The sequence below is a fragment of the Pseudomonas sp. CFII64 genome, from assembly GCF_000416235.1.
GTDB lineage: Bacteria > Pseudomonadota > Gammaproteobacteria > Pseudomonadales > Pseudomonadaceae > Aquipseudomonas.
Genome location: NZ_ATLO01000053.1, coordinates 131,122 through 149,918, shown reverse-complemented (window position 1 = coordinate 149,918; position 18,797 = coordinate 131,122). Strand labels below are relative to the sequence as shown.

12 protein-coding genes are annotated in these 18,797 nt (G+C 60.1%); 2 read left to right on the top strand and 10 right to left on the bottom strand.

Features of this window, described 5'->3' with window-relative positions; all coding sequences use genetic code 11:
* Positions 1-24: 24 nt before the first annotated feature.
* On the top strand, positions 25-1,683 hold the full coding sequence (locus tag CFII64_RS28120) for a thiamine pyrophosphate-binding protein (RefSeq protein ID WP_020294283.1): 1,659 nt from the start codon (positions 25-27) through the stop codon (positions 1,681-1,683).
* 104 nt (positions 1,684-1,787) lie between these two features.
* On the opposite strand, the gene CFII64_RS28115 is transcribed toward CFII64_RS28120, so the two are convergent.
* The 4 genes from CFII64_RS28115 to CFII64_RS30400 all read right to left on the bottom strand — a co-directional run bounded on the left by CFII64_RS28115 (position 1,788) and on the right by CFII64_RS30400 (position 8,492).
* A complete protein-coding gene (locus CFII64_RS28115; RefSeq protein WP_020294282.1) occupies positions 1,788-2,525 on the bottom strand; it encodes a hypothetical protein in 738 nt (245 codons plus the stop codon).
* 86 nt (positions 2,526-2,611) lie between these two features.
* Positions 2,612-5,530: a filamentous hemagglutinin N-terminal domain-containing protein gene (locus tag CFII64_RS28110; RefSeq protein ID WP_020294281.1), complete on the bottom strand. Its 2,919-nt coding sequence runs from the start codon at positions 5,528-5,530 to the stop codon at positions 2,612-2,614.
* Between the two features lie 64 nt (positions 5,531-5,594).
* Positions 5,595-7,262: a ShlB/FhaC/HecB family hemolysin secretion/activation protein gene (locus CFII64_RS28105; RefSeq protein ID WP_020294280.1), complete on the bottom strand. Its 1,668-nt coding sequence runs from the start codon at positions 7,260-7,262 to the stop codon at positions 5,595-5,597.
* Positions 7,263-7,847: 585 nt separating this feature from the next.
* Positions 7,848-8,492, bottom strand: coding sequence for a response regulator transcription factor (locus tag CFII64_RS30400; RefSeq protein WP_052026682.1), 645 nt, complete (start codon positions 8,490-8,492; stop codon positions 7,848-7,850).
* Positions 8,493-8,817: 325 nt separating this feature from the next.
* Here CFII64_RS30400 and CFII64_RS28095 point away from each other — a divergent pair, with 325 nt between their 5' ends.
* Positions 8,818-9,477: a histidine kinase dimerization/phospho-acceptor domain-containing protein gene (locus CFII64_RS28095; protein ID WP_020294278.1), complete on the top strand. Its 660-nt coding sequence runs from the start codon at positions 8,818-8,820 to the stop codon at positions 9,475-9,477.
* On the opposite strand, the gene pelG is transcribed toward CFII64_RS28095, so the two are convergent.
* The 6 genes from pelG to CFII64_RS28065 are packed head-to-tail and all read right to left on the bottom strand — an operon-like array spanning position 9,461 to position 18,795.
* Complete coding sequence (gene pelG, locus CFII64_RS28090) at positions 9,461-10,831, bottom strand: exopolysaccharide Pel transporter PelG (protein ID WP_020294277.1); 1,371 nt, start codon at positions 10,829-10,831, stop codon at positions 9,461-9,463. The two genes, CFII64_RS28095 and pelG, sit on opposite strands and share 17 nt — an antisense overlap.
* Position 10,832: 1 nt before the next feature.
* Positions 10,833-12,347: a GT4 family glycosyltransferase PelF gene (pelF, locus tag CFII64_RS28085; protein WP_020294276.1), complete on the bottom strand. Its 1,515-nt coding sequence runs from the start codon at positions 12,345-12,347 to the stop codon at positions 10,833-10,835.
* Positions 12,344-13,333 (bottom strand): HEAT repeat domain-containing protein, encoded by a 990-nt coding sequence (locus tag CFII64_RS28080; protein ID WP_020294275.1) that lies wholly within the window; start codon positions 13,331-13,333, stop codon positions 12,344-12,346. Before CFII64_RS28080 ends, pelF begins: the two co-directional genes overlap by 4 nt.
* Entirely contained in the window at positions 13,311-14,675 is a 1,365-nt protein-coding gene (locus CFII64_RS28075) for a PelD GGDEF domain-containing protein (RefSeq protein WP_044901764.1), read from the bottom strand. The genes CFII64_RS28080 and CFII64_RS28075 overlap by 23 nt, the downstream gene beginning before the upstream one ends.
* 4 nt (positions 14,676-14,679) lie before the next feature.
* Complete coding sequence (locus CFII64_RS28070; protein WP_020294273.1) at positions 14,680-15,198, bottom strand: hypothetical protein; 519 nt, start codon at positions 15,196-15,198, stop codon at positions 14,680-14,682.
* Positions 15,199-15,225: 27 nt separating this feature from the next.
* On the bottom strand, positions 15,226-18,795 hold the full coding sequence (locus CFII64_RS28065; protein WP_020294272.1) for a tetratricopeptide repeat protein: 3,570 nt from the start codon (positions 18,793-18,795) through the stop codon (positions 15,226-15,228).
* Positions 18,796-18,797 lie beyond the last annotated feature (2 nt).

Here is an 18,797-nt window from a genome sequence, read left to right as displayed (position 1 = left end):
TTTGACCTTTGGAGCTTTCAGCTCATGCCTGATTCCATTCCCACGCGCAACGGCGGCCAGATCCTGGTCGAGGCGTTGTGCCGCAATCATGTCGATACGCTCTATTGCGTACCCGGCGAAAGTTACTTGCCGGTGCTCGATGCGCTGCATGATGAAAGCGCCATTCGCACTATCGTCACGCGCCATGAAGGCGCGGCATCGAACATGGCCGACGCCTACGGCAAGCTGACCGGACGCCCGGGAATTTGCTTCGTGACCCGTGGCCCAGGCGCCACTCACGCCGCCAATGGCGTCCACACGGCCAGGCAAGACTCAACACCGATGATCCTTTTCATCGGTCAGGTCGAAAGCAGCTTCATGGGCCGCGAGGCGTTCCAGGAAGTCGATTACCGACAGATGTTCGGTGGCCTGGCGAAATGGGTGACAGAGATAGACAGTCTGGAGCGCATCCCGGAAATTGTTTCCAAGGCCTTTTCCATCGCGCAATCGGGACGTCCCGGTCCGGTAGTGATTGGTCTTCCTGAAGAAGTGCTATTCGGTTCGGGCATGGTTGCCGACGTCCCGGCGGTACGTATCGCCTACGCCGCGCCCGAGCCGCAGGCCATGGCTGAACTGCAAAACCTGCTCAGTGCTGCACAACGGCCGCTGGTTGTCGTGGGTGGAACGGGTTGGAACGCTGCGGCCTGCGAGTCCTTGAAGCACTTCATCACGGCCAACAATCTGCCGGTGGCGGCTTCGTTTCGGCGCCAGGATCTGTTCGACAACCGTGACCCGCACTACGTCGGCCAGCTGGGTCTTGGCGTGTCCCCCAAGCTCGCCGAGCGCGTACGCGATGCGGACGTACTGTTAGTGATCGGCTCGCGGCTTTCGGAAACCGTGACCAATGGCTACACGCTGATTGAAAGTCCGCACCCCCGGCAGACGCTGATCCATGTGCATCCGGACCCGCAAGAACTGGGCAAGGTCTATCAGGCGCAACTGCCGATACTCAGCGCGCTGCGCCATTTCGCCACGGCGCTGGAACAGCTGCCGCCTTTTTCTGCGCAACCTTGGGCAGCATGGACACACGCGGCTCGCGCGGACTATATCGCCCACTCGACACCGCCGCTGGCGCATCCGCAGCTGGCGGGCGTCGACATGGCGCAAGTGATCGCGCACCTCAATGACGTGTTGCCAGACGATGCAGTGATTGCCAATGGCGCAGGCAATTACACGGTCTGGGTGCATCGTTTTTACCGTTATCGTCAACCGGCCACCGAGCTGGCGCCCACCAACGGCGCCATGGGTTATGGGTTCCCGGCCGCGATTGCCGCCAAGCTGCACCAGCCCGAGCGAAGCGTGATCTGCTTTGCCGGTGACGGCTGCTTCATGATGTATCCCCAGGAGCTGGCCACCGCCGTCCAGTTCGGCGCGCCGCTGATCGTTATCGTGGTCAATAACGGCATGCTGGGCACCATCCGCATGCACCAGGAACGGGAGTATCCGGGCAGGGTGTCGGCCACCGACTTGATCAACCCGGATTTCGTCGCCTTGGCCAAGGCCTTCGGTGCCCATGCAGAAACGGTGCACCTTACCGAAGACTTTCCCGCCGCCTTGGCAAGAGCCCAGGCCGCTGGCGTTCCGGCCTTGATCGAACTGCGTACCGACCCGCGTCAGATCGGCCCGCAGGTTCGTCTTCAGTAGCAGAACCAGGCGCTATAACTGGGCAATGGCAGATTGGCGATCATGATGGATAGCTATATAGCTATCCATCATGGCCGCGCAGCGTCATGCCCCACGCAACTGCGTTACCTGACTTCGTAATACGAGGCAAAGACACTCGCGTTGGAGCGGGTTTCCGGTAGGACGTACACAACGCCATTCGTTGCGCTGAACGCCGGGCTGATGAAGCTTCGGTAGAAATCGGCCGGCACGTTGATGCAGCCATAAGAGATGCGCTTGTCCTGAAGGCTGGACGACGCCAGACGCTCTGTACGGCGTTCTTTCGGGTTGCTGGTCACGACCGGGTGCATCGCAATAGCGTTTTGATAATCCACCCAGAGAATTTCTTCGCCTTTCAAATTGCGCGCCAGTGAAGCAACAAAACGTCCTGCGGGAGTGGTTCGCTCTTGCGGGCGGATACTGGATAGTTTTTGCTGCCCGATGCCAGGCACCGAGTCATCGCCGATAGCCAACCCCAAGAGTACCGATGCCGAGCCGCCGAGCTGGCCGTTGGCACTGAACACCAATACGCGAGCCTGCTTTTTATCGATGATGAGAAAAGGCATGCCCAGGTTATCGCCCGAGTCGACCACCCAGTTGGCGGTGTCTCGGGCTTCCCGGGATACATCGTTGTTGCGCAAGTCCGCACGCCGACCCAATTGGGCTAACTGCGCAGAAGCGCCGTTCTGTGGCGCAGGGGCAGCCAGTGCCGGCAGCTGGAAGCCAGAAGCAACGACCAGCAGCCCAAAACAGACGAGTGCCGATACCCGGGCAAGAGCCTTGCTCGGGGCGCTGCTGTTGTTCGTGCTGGGCAAAAGGTGCAAGGCAATACTCCCATCAAGACTCATGACAAGCCCGACAACCCGGCAGCCAGCGCCTCGGCCCTGGCTGTCGGTTGGGGCGGCGTGGTTCAGTTACGTTCCTGCTTGGGCAAATAAACCGGGGCTTTGTAGGGGTAAGGTATTTGCTGGGTTTGCGCCTTCGCCGGGTCGCCGAGTGGATCTTTGACCGGAATTGGCAGCATCGGCGTGACCTGCGCCAACTGATTGCCTGGCACGTTGACTCCTGCCCCCACGACGGTGAGCGCGGCCAGTGACGGGATATACGGCGCGGCGCCATAGGCATGGCCATTCTGCGGGTCGTTGTTGTTAGACGGGCTGCCAGGCTCGTTTGGATTGCCGGGGCTGCCTGGATCGTTCGGATTGCCTGGGTTGTTCGGGTTACCCGGATTAAGCGGAATACCCGGATTACCCGGATTACCTGGGTTGCCCGGATTAAGCGGATTGCCTGGATTGCCCGAATTGCCGATATCTGGGGTCTTGGCGCCCAGGTATTCCTGCACCGGCAAACCCGGTGGCGTGGAAGCCAGCGGCAGCCCCGGTATGCCCGAACGTGGGAATCTTGAACCCGTGGCATTCGGATCCGTCGGCGTCGAGCCAAGCGGGGCTGAAACCGGAGTCGCGCCCCCAGGCAACGTGGTCACCGGCGGGGTCGCTCCCGGCACGGTTGTCACCGGAGGCGTCGCACCCGGCACGGTCGTAACCGGTGGCGTCGTACCCGGTGTCGTACCCGGCACAGTCGTACCTGGCGTTGTACCCGGTGATGTCGGCTCAGGCACCGTCGTGACCGGCGGCGTAGTTACGGGGGGCGTCGTCACAGGCGGCGTGGTCACCGGTGGTGTCGTGACTGGCGGTGTCGTAACCGGTGGCGTGGTCACAGGTGGCGTTACCACCGGCGGGGCCGTGATCAATAAGTTGCCCGGCGCATAAGTGATCGTGTAGTTGGCCGGATTGAACGTGCCTGCGGTCGCGTTGCTGGCCGTGATCAGGTAAGGACTGCCGACCGCGCTAGCGTTCGCCGCGGTGCCCGGGCTCGTCAGTGTGGCGCCGCCAACGGTCTCGCCATTGACCAGCCCCAATGGGGTGAACGCCGAATTCGGAATTACCAACGTATTGCCTTCGGTCTTGCTGGCGTCGTTGGCCGTGATCGTCAGCGGCGCTGGCGTGATGTTCGCCAGGGTAGTGCTGGACCCAGGATTACCGGCAACTGCCGTCACGTTGTCGAACGGCGCGAACAAGGCGAACAGGCCACTATTGGCACCGCCAAGGGAATAACTGCTGTAAGTCACCGTTTTGCCAGTGCCCACATTTGCCGTATTGAAGGTCGCCGTGCCGCCCTGCGCCGTGACGCCAGCCGGGTTGTCGCGCAGCGACAATATCGCCGCGTTCTTGCCGTCATAGACCTTGTTGTCAGCCTGGAGGTAAGTCCACATGAACGGCGTCAGCGTCGCGCCACCGGTCAGGGTGAAATTGCCGGTGAAATTCGTTGGCGTTGTGTAGCTGCTCGGCGCGTAGTAAATCTTAACGGTGGACACCGTCCCGGTCACCACAGCCTTGGCCCCGAAGGTGACAGTGCCCTTATTCAGGCCGTCATTGGCAGCCACCAGTAACGCATTGCCGTTGGTCACGGTGAGGACCTGGTTGAGTTTGACATCCTTGCCAGCCACCATCGTGACATTACCGCCGTTGCCACCAGCCTGCGTCGCGCTGATCGTGGCGTTCTGATTGACATCACGCACCGCGAGCAGCTGCAGATTGCCCCCGGTCGTGGTGATGGGCGCGCTCACCTCGATATCACGCGCGGCACTCAGGGTCAGCGTGGTCGTGGCCGTCCATGTCACTGGATCCTTGACCAGAATATCGCCGTTGCCTGTGCCTATCGGGTTTTGGATCAGGACGTTATTGGTAGTCAGGTTACCCGAGAGCGTGGTGCCGGAAATATTGCCCGTGCTCGAAATAACGTAATCCAGGGGATCGATCAGCCAGGTTCCCGTCTTGCCAGTGGGCGCCAGGGTGGTCACCTTGGTGCCGCTGGCGACGTTGACGTGTGCTGCGGAGGTCTCGACAAAACCTCCGGAACCGCCATTGGGCGCGCTGGCATCCAGGGTGCCGGCCACGTTCACGGTGCCGCTTTGCATATCGCCCATCAACATGATGGTGCCGTTGCGATTTTCGAGGGTCTGGGCCCGAACCACGCCGGTGTTGTTCACGGTGGACGGCAACAGGTTGTTGGCCGACTGAGCGGTCATCAGTACCCGACCGCCATCGGCCTGGATCAGCCCGCCGTTCTGCACCAGCGCATCGACCGCGCCCTTGTTGACCGCCACATTGAGCAGCCCGTCGCCCGCCACATCCAGGGTGAACGCGTTGCCGGCCGCCAGGGCGACCGTGCCCAGTTGCGCCTGAATGACGCCCTGATTGCTGACATTGGCGCCCAGCAAAGCAACCGAGCCGCCATTGGCATTGATCGAACCGTGGTTGACCACGCTGCCGGCCCCTGTGCCTTCGAAGTTATATTTACCCGCCATGAAATCGTTGTCGCTGATGTTGCGCGTAGAGCCCACCAGGCCGCCGACATTGACCGACGCGCCCTGACCGAAAACGATGCCGTTGGGGTTGACCAGGAACACTTTGCCGTTGGCATTGAGGTTGCCCAGAATGCTCGAAGGGTCCGCGCCCAGCACCCGGTTGAGGGCCGTGGCGCTGCCACTGGGCTGCACGAAATTGACCGACTCGCCCGTTCCGATATTGAAACTCTGCCAGTTGATCGCGGCATTCTGGCTGGTCTGAGTAATGGTCGTAGTGCCTGCACCCGAACCGATGGTGGCGCTGCCGGCCGACACCGCTCCGCCGACCGGCAGTGCATAAGCGCTGCCTGCGCCAGCGAAGAGGATGGCAGCCGCCAGCAGTTTCAGCGTGAAATGGAAAGGCATCACGGCGACGAAGGTGCCGGCCTTGGCATTCCTGCTGGATGGGGAACGGGTATTCATGGTGTTTACCTACTTGATTCAGGCATTGCTGACGTGGGGTTCGCTGCGGTAACCGGGCCTGCGATCAAAAATATTTGACCATCTGGACCCAGAAGCGGCCGCTCGAATCCGGAGCCGAGGTAGCTTTCTCGCCACCCAGCTTTTGCGCGTAGTAGGTCTTCACGGAATAGTTATTGAAGTCGAACCAGTTAATGCCCACCCCCGCCCCGCTCAGCGTTCGGGTCCGGTCCGAGTTGTCCCAACGATTCTCATTGAGCGTGACCGTACCGGTATCGACGAAGCTGACCAGTTGCAGTTGCCCTAACCACTGTTGCGAGAATTGCGGCAGCAAATACCGGGCTTCCAGGGTCGCCAGATAACCTTCATCACCGAAGGCTTCGCCTTGGGGATAAGCCCGAACGCCGTCGATCCCGCCCAGGTACATCTTTTCCGAGATATCCAGGTTCTTGGAGGCAACTTGTCCATTGATCGCGCCATAAAGCGAAAACGCATCAGTGACCCGCTGCAAGCGCATGGCGCTGAAACCCAACTTGTCGTAATGGCCGTTACTGCGCGCCGTCAGTCCATCGGCCGAGCGCGCTTCGCGGGTTTCGATATCCAGGTTGCCCGTCGACCAGGTCAGGGCACCTGCCGTCAGTCCACCGCCGCCGAAATCATCGCGATGATCGCCGCGCAAGGTGGTCATCAGCACCTCGACGCTTCTGTCGACATGTGACGACACCAGATCGATACGGTCCTCGAACCTCTTGTAATCAAAACCCACCTGAACATAGAGATTGCTGCGACGTGAACGCAGCAGTGGGTAACTGCCGTAGACACTGGCAATGTCCGCCGTGCCGTTGCCGTGTAAATCGCTGAACTCCTTACCTAGCTTATAATCCAGCCGGCTGTAAGCTACGCCAGCAGTCGCCTTGCCAAACTGCATCTGATAGGCCGCGCGGGCATAGTCCAGACCGTCAAAACTGGAGAGCGCGCGAAGTGTCGCAACGTCACCCTGCCCTGCCAGATTGTTGATATTCAACGTCCCGCCCAGACGGTACTGACCGGTGTAGCGATTGCCGCCGTTATCGGCGTCGATGCTGCCTGTCACCAGTTGGCCAGGCGTGACATCGACAATCAGGTCGGCAGCGCCTACTGACGCACCGGGCACCAGCGTTGAGCGCACCTCGACACCGGGCGTGTCCGACAACAGCAGCAGATCGCTTTCCAGCGCAGCGGAGCTGATGGCATCGCCGCTGTGCAGGTCGTCCACTGCGCCATTGGCCAATCGGTCGGAAAGGTTGCTCTGATTACGCATCGTGACGGCCCCGTAGTGGCCTTCGATGACGGCAATGGTGACAGCGCCGTTCTTGATTTCCTGGGCAGGCAAGTAGGCCTGCGCAACGAAATAGCCCTTTTGGTGGTAGAAATCGGCGATCTGCGCGGCCATTGTCTGCAACTGGCCAAGGCTGAGTTCCTTGCCCGCCGTGAAGCCCGTCAACTTGAGCAAATCGGCTTCGGGATAGAGCTTTTGTCCGGTCAGGTGCAGAGAATTGACCTTGATCCGGGCGCTTTCTGAAGCAGGAACGGCGGCTGCCCGAGTCTGCTCGACCTGTATTTGCGGCTCCACTTTTTTCAGTGTGGGCGAGGCGGGAATCTGTTGTATCTGGCTCCCGCCGCTCGGCGGAAGCTGTACCGCGTACGCCCCCTGGCTCAAGGTCAATAGCACACACGCCACAAACTTCTTCTGCACAATAATCCTCTCGGTATTTCTACCTAATGGTATTTCTACCTAATACAAGAGTCCTGCGACTCCACAGGCTCGATGCTTTCTAAATAAACTTCATGAAGAAGTGCATACGGTAAATGACAGTCAATGCATGGCCCGCAGAGCAACATCCCGACTGTTATAACAATCGGTGCGCCTTCGGCACTTCCAGGTGTGCAGACATCCATTTTTACTGTTCTGTTTGCAAAAACTCACACGAACTTTCGCCTGAAAGCCATGAACGTTGCTTGCAGTGAACTCACCACAGACAAAGATCCGGCTACAGGACGGATGACTGATTCAGTGTTTTACGGTGTGTGCTCACTCATCGGCCAAGAGACACATTAGGGCTGCAATCAGCACCCTTGCGGGTGGCGGCCGAATAAATCCAAACGTGTCTTGCCAACAAAACGCGTTCACAAAGTGGATAAATAGCAGCTTAATCACCACAGTTTATGGCCACTGTTTATTTTGGCAAGAGACAAAATGCCACTATAGGTATAAGTACCTATTCGGAAAATAACACCGCGATTAACCGCGGTCTGCGTATTCAGGATTCGCTCGTTACGCTCATGACATGGGAATACAGAAAAGCAGGGTCCAGCCCATGATCAACTCAGTAATAGTGCTCGCGCCCATTTTCTGCATGACCCGGGTCCGATGGATATCCACGGTTTTCTTGCTATTACCCAACTGCGTGGCGATTTCCTGGCTGGTCATATCCGCCAGCATCAAATCCATAACTTCTCGTTCTCGAGCCGTCAGGTTGTCGAGCCGCTGGCGGTAATCGTCAGCGAGGGCGCGACGGGCAAAAACGGACTTGGCCTGATGGGAAATTTTCTCGAGCTTTTGCAACAATTGATCGTTGCTGAACGGTTTTTGCAAAAAACCAATCGCCCCGGCACGGGTGATCTGAATGGCAGCTTCAACCGTTGCATGCCCGGTCATGATGATGACAACCACATTGAATTTGAGGCGCATGATCTCATCCAACAACGCCTCGCCTCGCATTTCAGGCATCGCTAGATCAAGAATCATGCAGCCAGGAAGCCCGTCGTAAGCATCCAGAAACGCGGCGCCGCTGGCATGCAGCTGTACCGGATAGCCGGCAAACGTCAGCAGTTGGTAGAGAGCATCCCGTGTATTGCGATCATCATCGACGACATGGACAGTCACCGGGGCGTTGGCATCATTGAAAGTGTTTTGAATGGTCATGTCCACGGCCCAGGAAAGCCAAGCTCGGATCGGACCCACGTCCGCTCGTGTCTTGGTGGGGCGAATATAAACCCAAGCAGGGCTTTTGACCCAAACATAAACGCTGATTCAAGCGTCTGGCCAGTTAATACCGGTCATTTGCTGGCGCTGACGCAAAAACCCCATAACAACATGACGCAGTCCGACGACCACCATGCAACTTTCTGATCGTTAGCGAGCCTATCTATCAGCCATGATCGTTCGGTTTTTCACCACGCTCGGCTAGCACGCGTTGACTGACTCTCTCAATCAGCGTTGAGCGCAGCATGACGAGTAGGAAATCAATATGCGGTTAGGCGATTTCATTTTAGAAAATCTCGAACCCATCTTTGAGCAGTGGGAAGACTTTGCAACGACAATGGCCCGCAACAAGGGTCTGGATTCACTCGAATTACGCGCCCAGGCGGAAAAACTGCTCAGGGTGGTCGCCCGTAATTTAATCACTGCTCAAACCCACGATGGGCACATCAGCAAGTCGCATGAAACCGCGCTTGAACAACACGATGAAATAACCGCCGACATTTACTCTATTACTCCGCTGATGACCGGTTCAAGCATCGACCAGATCGTTGCGCAATACCGTGTGTTGCGCATGAGTGTATTGATGAAATGGTTGCAACGGATCAAGTCGGGAACCGATTTCGAAGTCCAGGACATGCTGCGTTTCAACGAATCCGTGGATCAAGCCGTTGCCCAATCCATCGCGTGTTATTCCCACGCCGCCGAGCAAGCCCACGCCGATTTTCTTGGCAACCTTGGACATGACTTGCGCACACACCTGGGGGCGATATTGCTCAGCGCCGACTTCCTGTTATTCCGCAAGGATATCGGCGCAGAGTCCACCCAGGCGGCAACCAGGATTCATACCAGCGTCAAGCGCGCTGACGAGGTAGTCGGGAGTCTTCTGACATTCCAGACTACCCGCGCCGTTACCGAGCCAGCATAAACGTGTCGTACTCCAGATCATCCAGTGCCTTGGCAAGGCGGTGCAGCGCAATCAGTACACACACCAGCAATGACAAGGTGAACCCGTAGCCGAAGAAGCTCGGGCCTAGGTGTTGGCTGAGCAAGGTCAGGCTGGCGTTGAGCACGGCGAACAGCACGCACAATTGCAGGACGATGGCGCGTTTGTCGAGGTAGAAAAACACGTTGAGCAAGGCCATGAACACCACCTGAATGCTCACGCCGATCACGTCGATGTAAAACAGCGGCAGGTAATAACTGGAGATCCCCAGCCACTCCAGCAAGCGCGGTGCGAAGAGGAACAACAGCACCACAGTCAGGCCCTGAACCTTGCAGATTTCCAGCAGACCCTGACGAATCGACAGGGTCATTTCGGTTTTCAGCTGGCCGATGTGTTGCAGGGTTTCGCCGTCGCAAATCGCCCGGAACAAGCGCTCATACCAGTGGGCGAAATCGGTTTCGATGCGTACCAGAAACACCGCCATGCCGGGGATGATCGCCAGGTACGCGAGGAAAATCGGCATGTCGTACAGGATCGAGGCACGCAACGGGCCGACCACCAGATTGGAGGTTCCGGGATTGAACCAGAACAGAATCTTGTCGATCCAGATGCCCAGATTGTAGAAAAACCCGGTCGCCAGCAGGCTCACAAACACCTGACGGTTGTCGAGGAAATCGAAGGCAATCAAATGCTCTGCGCGGTATTCGCGCAGCACGTCGTAGAGGAATACGAACAGCAACGTGCTGTGCCCGATCAACAATGCGAGCAGCAAACCCGGCATCTGCAGAACGCTCAGGACATAAGCACTGGCCACCATCAATGAATAGCCCACGGCCATGACCAGCAAAATGCGGTTGTAGGCCTTCATCCCGGAAATGAACACGATCACCAGCCACAAATTGCACAGCACCACGAAGTTGGCCAGCACCAGCACTTGGTAGATCAGCGGCTCATCGAACAACACGCCCAAGACGATGACGCCCAGCACGCCGGAACCCAGCGTGATCAACAGCAGCACGCCCAGCAGGTTGGGCAGGATCTGCTCGTATTTGCGTTCGAACAGACGATCGGACACAAAGCGCGTGAACAACAACTGTACGCCGCCAGTGAGAATCAACGAGCTGGCCATCAGGTAAGTCACTGTCACCAGAAACTGGCCGACCAGGGCATTGGGCAGCAGCATCCCGACACTGATGACCCCCACCAGCATCACGCTGATGATCGACAACACCCACGGCCCCGAGCTGATCAGGCCAGCATACAAGTAAGCGCGCAGCGTCGCGGTGTAGGAATCGCGCGAGAGGATCTTGCGCAGTTCGAAGCCAATCCCGGCCATGTCAGTTGTTCTCCATGGCGGCGTGATACAGGTCGCGATAACGCTGCAACATCAAGGCCTCGGTATAGTAATGATTGACCCGCAGCAAGCCGCTGGCCTGAGCCGCCTGCCAGCGTTGCGGGCTGCGCAATAATTCGAGGATCGCCGTACTGGTCGCTTGTGGGTCGGCAATCGCGACGACTTTTCCGGCGTGGCCGAGGTCGCGGTCTTCGGTGCTGCCGCCTTCGATCATTTCCCGGCAAGAACCGACGTCCGTGCTGATCACCGGCGTACCGGCGGCCCAGGCTTCGAGAATCACCAGCGGTTGTGCTTCGCTGATCGAGGTCAGCACCATCAAGCCCAGTTGCGGCAGGATGTCCTGAATATTCTGGAAACCCAGAAAATGCACTTTGCCCTCCAGGCCAAGGCTGGCCATCAGGCTGCGGCATTCGCTGACGTATTCCATATCCTCTTCTTCGGGCCCGACGATCCAGCCTTCGACTTCCGGCATGGCGCTGATCACGCCGCGCATGGCGCGCAGGAAGGTCTTGATATCCTTGATCGGCACCACGCGCCCGATCAAGCCCACCACCGGCGCAATGCCCGCGGGCCGGGATTCCAGCACCGAGTTCCAGCGCGGCAGGTCGATGCCGTTGGGGATGACTTGCGTGCGGATCGGGTCTGCGCCGTCCTTGATCTGGCGCTGACGGTTGCCGTCGTACAGGGCAATGATGTGATCGGCGCTGTTGTACGTCAGCTGGCCCAAACGCTCGAAAAAGCGCACCCACAGCGCGCGAATGTAGCCGGAGCTGGCGTCGAGGCTGCGGTTCAGCGCGTGACCGGAGCTTTCGGCAACCCAGCTGGCCTGCGCCAGGTCGATCTTGCGTTCCTTGGTATAAATCCCGTGCTCACTGAGCAGAAACGGACACTGCCAGCGCTGCTTGAGAATGCAGCCCAGCAGCCCGGCGTAACCGGTGGAAATCGCGTGCAGGACACGGGCGCGCGGCATGTTTTGCGAGGCTTCGGCGAGCATCAGCAACGGCGACTGCATCGAACGCAGGGTCCAGAAATAATTGATGAAGGATGGGTCCGCGCAATGCTGGCGATAGCCTTCACTCAATGCCGCCCAACTGCTGCGACTGCGCAGCACGTCATCAAGCGTCAAATGGCCGTGGGCGATGGATTCCAGCACCCGCTCGCCCAGTTCGGTGGACGGTGCGTCCGGATGATGCAGCAGGCGGTACATGTCCTGCAGTTGCTGCTCGTCAGCTTCGCGCGGCGCGCGGCGGATGTCCACCGAATGGGTGGCGTCTTCCAGGAACACTTCTTCGATGTGCAGCACATTCGGCGGGATTTCATAACGCCGGCCCGAGTACGCCTGGCGCTGGCCGCCAATGAACATGACCGTGAACGTCAGCTCCGGCAGGCCGAGAATCATCTGGTGAATCCAGCTGGAAACACCGCCGCGCACATACGGCCAGGTGCCTTCGAGCAGCAGGCAGATATCGGCCGTCGGTGTGGTGGGCGCGGGCTTCATTTCCAGCTCCTTATCAGCGCGGCGAATGGCGGGCGCTGACGGGTTTCTTCGGGGAGGCTGGCCAGCAGGCTCGGGATGTCGTGATAACGCCCGGCTTCGAACGCCAGCTCGGCACGGAACGGCACGATCTGCGCGGCGCCCATGCCGTGTTCCTGCGCCTGCTTGAGCAGCACCTCGGCGCGCTCGATGTCGCGCAGTTCCAGGGCAATGCGCCCGGCCAGCAGAAACAACTCACCGCCCTCGCCCGCCTGCAGGCCTTTTTCAGCATGTTCGCGGGCCTGATTGAGAACGTGTTCGAGCACGCTGCCCTGAGCCAGCCCGAGATAAGCCAGCTCCCAATACCAGCGCGCCAGCGTGCCATGCAGCGCGCCTACGGCTGGCGCGGAACCCTCGGACAGCTGTCGCAGCGCGGTCTGGATGCGCAGATTGATATCGCTTTCCTGCTTATCGAGCATCGAGTACGCCAACAGCCGTACGTCATCGCTCGGGTCGGCCAGCGCCAGCTTGAGGATCGGCACCGCTTCCTTGCCCGGAATCCGGCGCGAGGCCAACAAGGCCGTCAAACGCTGGTCGGGATCGGGCGCATGTCGCAATACATCCTGCAAACCACCGTCGGCAAAAAACGGCGAATGCAGTTGCTGTTGTGCCTGGAAGGGCAAACCCGGAATGCCCACCGATTGCCAGGCTTGCTTGTCGCGTTTGCGGGGCAGGTACAGCGCCGGGAAAATGGCCGCCACGACACCCACGATGCCCATCCCCGGAATGAAGAACGCCAGGCTGAAGATAAACAGCGGGCTCCACGGCAAGGGATAGCGGTAACGACTGGGCAGCGAGCGCCAGATCGCTGCACACAGCAACAGGCACGCCAGCGCGTGACTGGGCACAAACACCAGCAACGGATGGGCGATCGGCTCGGGGATCAACAAGCCGGTCCAACCGCCCGCTTCCAATACCAGGGCGCTGCTAAACAGCCACTTGCTGATCATTCAGACCACACTCGTTGAATAGGAAATTGCGCAGGTCGCTGCGATCAGAGCCCGGTTCCAGGTTGAACGGCAGGACCTGGACGCCGAGGCTGGTCAAATCGCTTTCGCTGCCAAAATGCTCGCGCAGCAACAGGTTGATGCGCGCCAGATAACCTTGAGTGCCTTCAGGGCTGGTCAACGGCAAGAGCACCAGCAACAGCTGATTGCCGCGGCTGTTGCGCACCGGCAAGTGCAGATCCAGACCGCGTTGGCTGCGTTCAAACAGCCGCGACAGCTCGTCATTGGCCTGGGTCAATTCAAAGGCGAACAAACCCGCCAGCAGACCGTGTTGCTCGACATCCGCCAGCGAGCGCTTGAGTTGCAGGGTGAAGTGCTGGGCGTCGGCGTCCGGCAACTGCAAGACCTGCCGATCAGGGTGCAACAGGTCGGCGGTGTGCCCGGCGAGCAACGCCAGCAGGCTCAATGTCCGGTCCTGAAAGGCAAAGAACGGCATTTGCCGCACGGCCAGAACCGCCAGCAATTGGCCTTGGGCATTGATCAGGGGAATGCAGGCCTGCAGCGAGGAGAATTGCGCCGAGTCCCCGGCATCGATCAGTTCCTGGCGCACGCTGACCAGCTCGCCACGCTCCAGGCACAACTTGACCAAATCATCGCGGGTGTCCAGCGGGCCCATCACGCCGATGGTCGCCAATGCTTCTGGCACGACCTGCTCACGTTCGTCCACGCGGTACAACCCGGCGACGCGCAAGGAACCGTACTGGCCGAGCATGGCAATGATCGGTTCGGCCAGAACGCCCAGCGCATCACGCTCATCGCAGGTGATGCGCAGCTTGTCACGCAGGCCCAACAACGAACTGCGCAAGCTCTGATCGCTGCCCGCCACGCGCTGCTCTAAAAGGTCGTGGGAGACGCGCAAGATCTGGTGCGAGCGGGTGAAATCATCGAGGCGGTACTGGCGATAATCGTTGGCCATCTGCAACCGCTGCAAACGCCGCTCCCAGAGATCGCGCACTTCGCCGACCAGCATGCCGCAGACCAGCACGCCGACAATGAACGACGGATCGAGCTGCGCGTAGCCGGGATGGCCGCTGTAGCGCAGCGCAAACAAGGCCAACACCAGCAAGCCGGCACTGACCATGCCGCGCACGAAGCCATAACGCACGCCGAGCAGCAGCGGCGCCAGCACCGGCCAGGGGAAACCTGCGTGCATTTGCAGCGGATCATCCGGCGTCAGCCACAGTCCCAGACCGACGGCAGCGCCGGTCACGACCAGAGTTTCGAGCCAGGACACCGGGCCGCTGGCACTGGGCGCCAGGTTGTAATCCATGTGTGGAGAGTTCATGCAATCACTCGAACCCGAGGGCGCCTACAAGTTTATCGAGCACCTGTTGTGCGGTACCGGCCAGGCTTTCGCGAGACCAGCCGGCACGTGCGCCGCTTTTGCTCCACAGCACCTGACCGTTGCTGGCTTGCAGCACGCGCAGGCTGATGCCGACGGCCGGTTCGCCATCCAGGCCGTTCTTGTACTGCCACTCTTCAACGCTGCCGGACACCACGTAATCGAGCTTCTGCGCGCGAGCCCAATCCAGGGCTCCGGCCAGGCGCTCGTTGTCATCCATCAGCGCTTGTTCGCCCTGAGTGCTGACCGGGTAAACCCGTGGATGCAGGCCATGGCTGCTCAACACGCTGAGCAGGATCTGCTCGCTGCGCTCGCCCGCTTGCGGGGTCTGCGAATAGTTGACCATCGGCACAATGCCCCACTTGGCGGTGCGCGGCAGGTTCGGCCCGGACTCGCCGGTGAAGCTTGCGCAGCCGGCGACCAACAGGACCGTCAACGCCAGACTCATGTTACGAATTACGTGCATCGGTATTCCCCTGTAAACATTCGATAATCAGCGTCCGAAACGCACGCCGTAGCTCATACCCAGTGTTCCGCCTGCCTTGCCGTCGCCGCCTTGTGGCGCAGATTGGTAGCCGACCGTCAGGGCCAGTTGATCATTGCCCAGCACTTCAAAGCCGATCCCGGTATTGATGCCGTAGTTGAAGGTCTGATCGGTCCATTGCCAGCCGGCCGCCACGTCCACCAGCCAGCTGTACTGCGGCACGCTGCTGTTGAGGGCGCCGGGCATGCCGCGACTCCATGAACTGCCGACATACAGCTGTCCGTAACGGCTTTGCAGCAAGTCGCTGGCAAATACCGTGCGTGGATCGAGCGAGTCCTGATTCTTCACCGCGCCGCCGTTGCGACTGGACAAGGCATCCAGCTCGCGGTTGTTGAGCTGGTTGCGCTGATAATCGACACCACTGCGCAAGGTCCAGCTGGGGCCTTCGAATTGCAGGCGGTGGCCGTATTCCAGCTTCAGCGCCTGACCGTTGCCCAGCGAATCGCCGTCACGGGTGGAGAAGGATTTCTGCGCCACTTGCCAGCTGATCTGGTCACGGGCCGAGAAGCCGTGACGCCCGCCCAGCCACACACTGTCGTGCTGGCCAAAGGCGCGCATCAGGCCGCTGTCTTCGCTCTTGCGATGCCAGTCGACGCCCGCTTCGAGGGCGCCGCGTTCGTCCAACTGCCAGGTCCGCGCGACGGCCAGGCCATTACGGTCTTCATCCTTGCGCTGACTGGTGTCGGCGGACAGCGTGTAGCTGCCGTTTTCGACCCGACGCTTGAGGGCCACGGCCGCATTGCGCTCCTGGCCCAGACGCGATGAAACCAGTTGATCGCTGTCGTAGGTGCCCTGCTCCAGTTGCACATCGGCGTACCACTGATCACCCAGATTGTGGGCAACCTGCACACGCGCCGCGTTGAACTCCAGACCACCGAAATCCTGCTCACGCCAGGACAGCTTCGCGCCCTGAGGCGTGCTTTCCTGAATGGCCACGGCCTGCCGCCGCAGTTGCTCGCGGACGATGGCCGGCTGCTCGTCGCCGAGTGCCGACAGACTGACGTCGAGCGCTTGCGCCAGACGCCCAAGACGAATCAACGCCTGCGTGCGCTGCGCCGGATCAAGATCGCTGCGCGCCAGCAGCGTTTGCACCTGGGCCTTGTTGCGGCTGCGCAAGGCTTGCTGAATGTGTTCGTAACGGTCAACGCGCAACCCCTGAGCCTGCGCCCAGTCCAGCCATTGGTCTTTCTGCGCGGACTGGTTCGTCGCATCCAGACGCGCCATCAGCCGCTCGAACCACAGGCTCAGCATGGCCGGCGAACCGTCCTGCCATTGCAACGCTTTCTGTTCGGCCATGCGCGGCGAATAACTGCTGGCCATCAAGCGCAGCCAGACCGCGTAGTGTTGCGCTGAAGGCTTGACCTGTTCGCTTTCCGGGCTGCGCAGCAACTTGAAGCGCAGCCGCTGGGCCATGTCCAGATAACCCGCACTTTGCAGCGCATCGGCATACGCCGCTTGCACCAGCCAGTCATCCGGGCTCTTTTTCAGATACATCCGATACCAGGCCAAGGCTTCGCTGCCGCGCCCGAGCATCTGGCTCGCGCTGGCGAATGGCAGCCACAACGTCCGGTCCTGCCGCGCCCGTGCCCGCCAAGTGGTGAGCAACGGCTTGAGATCAGCCGTGCGGCCCTGATCCACGTAGAGCCACATCAAGCGCTCGCGGAACAGATTGTCATCCGGGTACAGCGCCAGGCCCTTGAGGTACAAGCGCTGCGCTTCGTCGTGGTTGCCTTCGCGGGTGGCGAGCGTACCGCGAATCGCCAGCACTTGCGCTTGATTATCAGCGGCCGGGTAATGCTCGGCGTCCTTGAGCAAGGCGGCCACTTGCGGCCAGTCCTGAAGTTCCTGCGCCTGCTGCAAGGCTTGCACCAGGCGTTGCGGATCATGACCGCGCTTCCAGCTGGCGACCGAGAGATCAAGCGCGCGCTGCGGATCGGTCAGGCCGTACAAGGTGATCAGCTGGCTCTCTTCGCCAAAATCCAGCGAGCCTTTGAGTGCCAGGAGTTTTTCCAGCGCAACTTGCAGCTCGGCATCAAGCTTGAGGTCCCAGGCCAGAATCGCCCGGGTGCGCCAGTAAGGCTCGTAGGTGATGGCGCGATTATCCACTTGCAGCACGTTCCAGGCCGCCTGTTTATCGGCGAGCTTCAGGTAAGTGCCGGCCCAGTCCACGCGCTCGGGAGTGGTCAACGCAAAACGTTTGGACAGCTCGGTATAGGCCTGCGCCTTCGCGGCGAATTGGCCGCTGTTTTCCAGGTTTTGCAGCAGGCGAGTCCAGGCCTGACGCTGCTTGGGGTACTTGCTCACATAGCTGGTCAGCCAGCTCGCCGCCTGGGCTTGATTACCCTGTGCTTGGTAGCCGTACAACAGCGCATCGAGTTCGACTTCGGTCAGCGCGCGCTGGGTCATGATCTCGGCGAGCAAGGGAATCATCCGCGCAAAATCCGCTTGCTGGCTAGCCAGACGCCAGGCGTGCTCGCGGGTTTTCGGGTCTTCACGCAGGTTGAGCAAACGGATCCAGTAGCCCAGCGCGGCTTGCGGCTCATTGCGCCATTCGCCGAGTCTGGCCATCTGCTCCAGCAGCTGCGGATCCTGAGGGTTTTTCTCAAGCAACTGCTGGCCGCTTTTCCAGGCACCCGGCAAGTCATCAAACGCCAGCCGCATGTTGAAGTCCTGAACCAGAATCTGCGGATTGTCCGGCTGCAGCACGCGCCATTGGGCCAGGATGCGCTGCGCCAGATCAAAACGCTTGCTCTGCACCGCGACGGTCACGCCCTGCTCCAGCCAGGCCGCATCGCTGTGCGGGTCCTTGAGCCGGTCCAGTTCGTCGGCAAGCACCTGCGCCGCTTGTTCGCCCCGGTTGGCCGCCAACAAAGCATCGAAGGCCAACTGCGCGTATTTACGGCGCTCGGCGACGAAGTTCTTGTCGTCCTTGAGTTGCAGATAAACGTCCGCCGCACGCCCCGGTTGCTCACCCGCCAGATACCACTGCGCGGCAGCCATCAGCGACGCCCGACGCTGCTCGGGATCGCGCCGGGCGATGTCTTCAAAGACGCCAGCGGCGAACGCCGGTGCCTGCAACGACAACGCCAGACGGGCCAGCTCCTGCAATTGCGGTAACGGCAAGGTGCTGTGATCGACGTTCTTCAGCCGTTCGAGCAAGCCCTGCTGTGCGACCGGATCATTGCTCTGCACAGCCACCAGCGCGTCCAGTTCAAGGCGATAAAACGCCTGTATTTGCGGCTGCGGCGAAATCCAGCCATCCAGATGCTGACGCGCCTTGGGGTAATCACCCAGACGAATCAACAGATCCACCAACTGCAAACGCAGGCGATCGTCTTCCGGGTGAGCCGCCAACAACAGCTCGGCATAGTTAGCCGAAACCGCATCGGGCTCACGGCCATCAGGCTGGAACACTTCTTCACGCTGGAAGGTCGCCCAGAGCACACCGCCGACGGCAATCGCCACGGCAGCCAGAGCCCAAGGGTTGAGTAAACGGCTCGGCGCAGGGTCTTTACGCATTA

Excerpts from the sequence above, each read along its gene's own strand:
- CFII64_RS28110 (WP_020294281.1), bottom strand. The coding sequence starts at position 5,530 with ATGAATACCCGTTCCCCATCCAGCAGGAATGCCAAGGCCGGCACCTTC.
- CFII64_RS28075 (WP_044901764.1), bottom strand. The coding sequence starts at position 14,675 with ATGAACTCTCCACACATGGATTACAACCTGGCGCCCAGTGCCAGCGGC.
- CFII64_RS28070 (WP_020294273.1), bottom strand. The coding sequence starts at position 15,198 with ATGCACGTAATTCGTAACATGAGTCTGGCGTTGACGGTCCTGTTGGTC.
- CFII64_RS28120 (WP_020294283.1), top strand. The coding sequence starts at position 25 with ATGCCTGATTCCATTCCCACGCGCAACGGCGGCCAGATCCTGGTCGAG.
- pelF (WP_020294276.1), bottom strand. The coding sequence starts at position 12,347 with ATGAAGCCCGCGCCCACCACACCGACGGCCGATATCTGCCTGCTGCTC.
- pelG (WP_020294277.1), bottom strand. The coding sequence starts at position 10,831 with ATGGCCGGGATTGGCTTCGAACTGCGCAAGATCCTCTCGCGCGATTCC.
- CFII64_RS28095 (WP_020294278.1), top strand. The coding sequence starts at position 8,818 with ATGCGGTTAGGCGATTTCATTTTAGAAAATCTCGAACCCATCTTTGAG.
- CFII64_RS28065 (WP_020294272.1), bottom strand. The coding sequence starts at position 18,795 with ATGCGTAAAGACCCTGCGCCGAGCCGTTTACTCAACCCTTGGGCTCTG.
- CFII64_RS30400 (WP_052026682.1), bottom strand. The coding sequence starts at position 8,492 with ATGACCATTCAAAACACTTTCAATGATGCCAACGCCCCGGTGACTGTC.
- CFII64_RS28080 (WP_020294275.1), bottom strand. The coding sequence starts at position 13,333 with ATGATCAGCAAGTGGCTGTTTAGCAGCGCCCTGGTATTGGAAGCGGGC.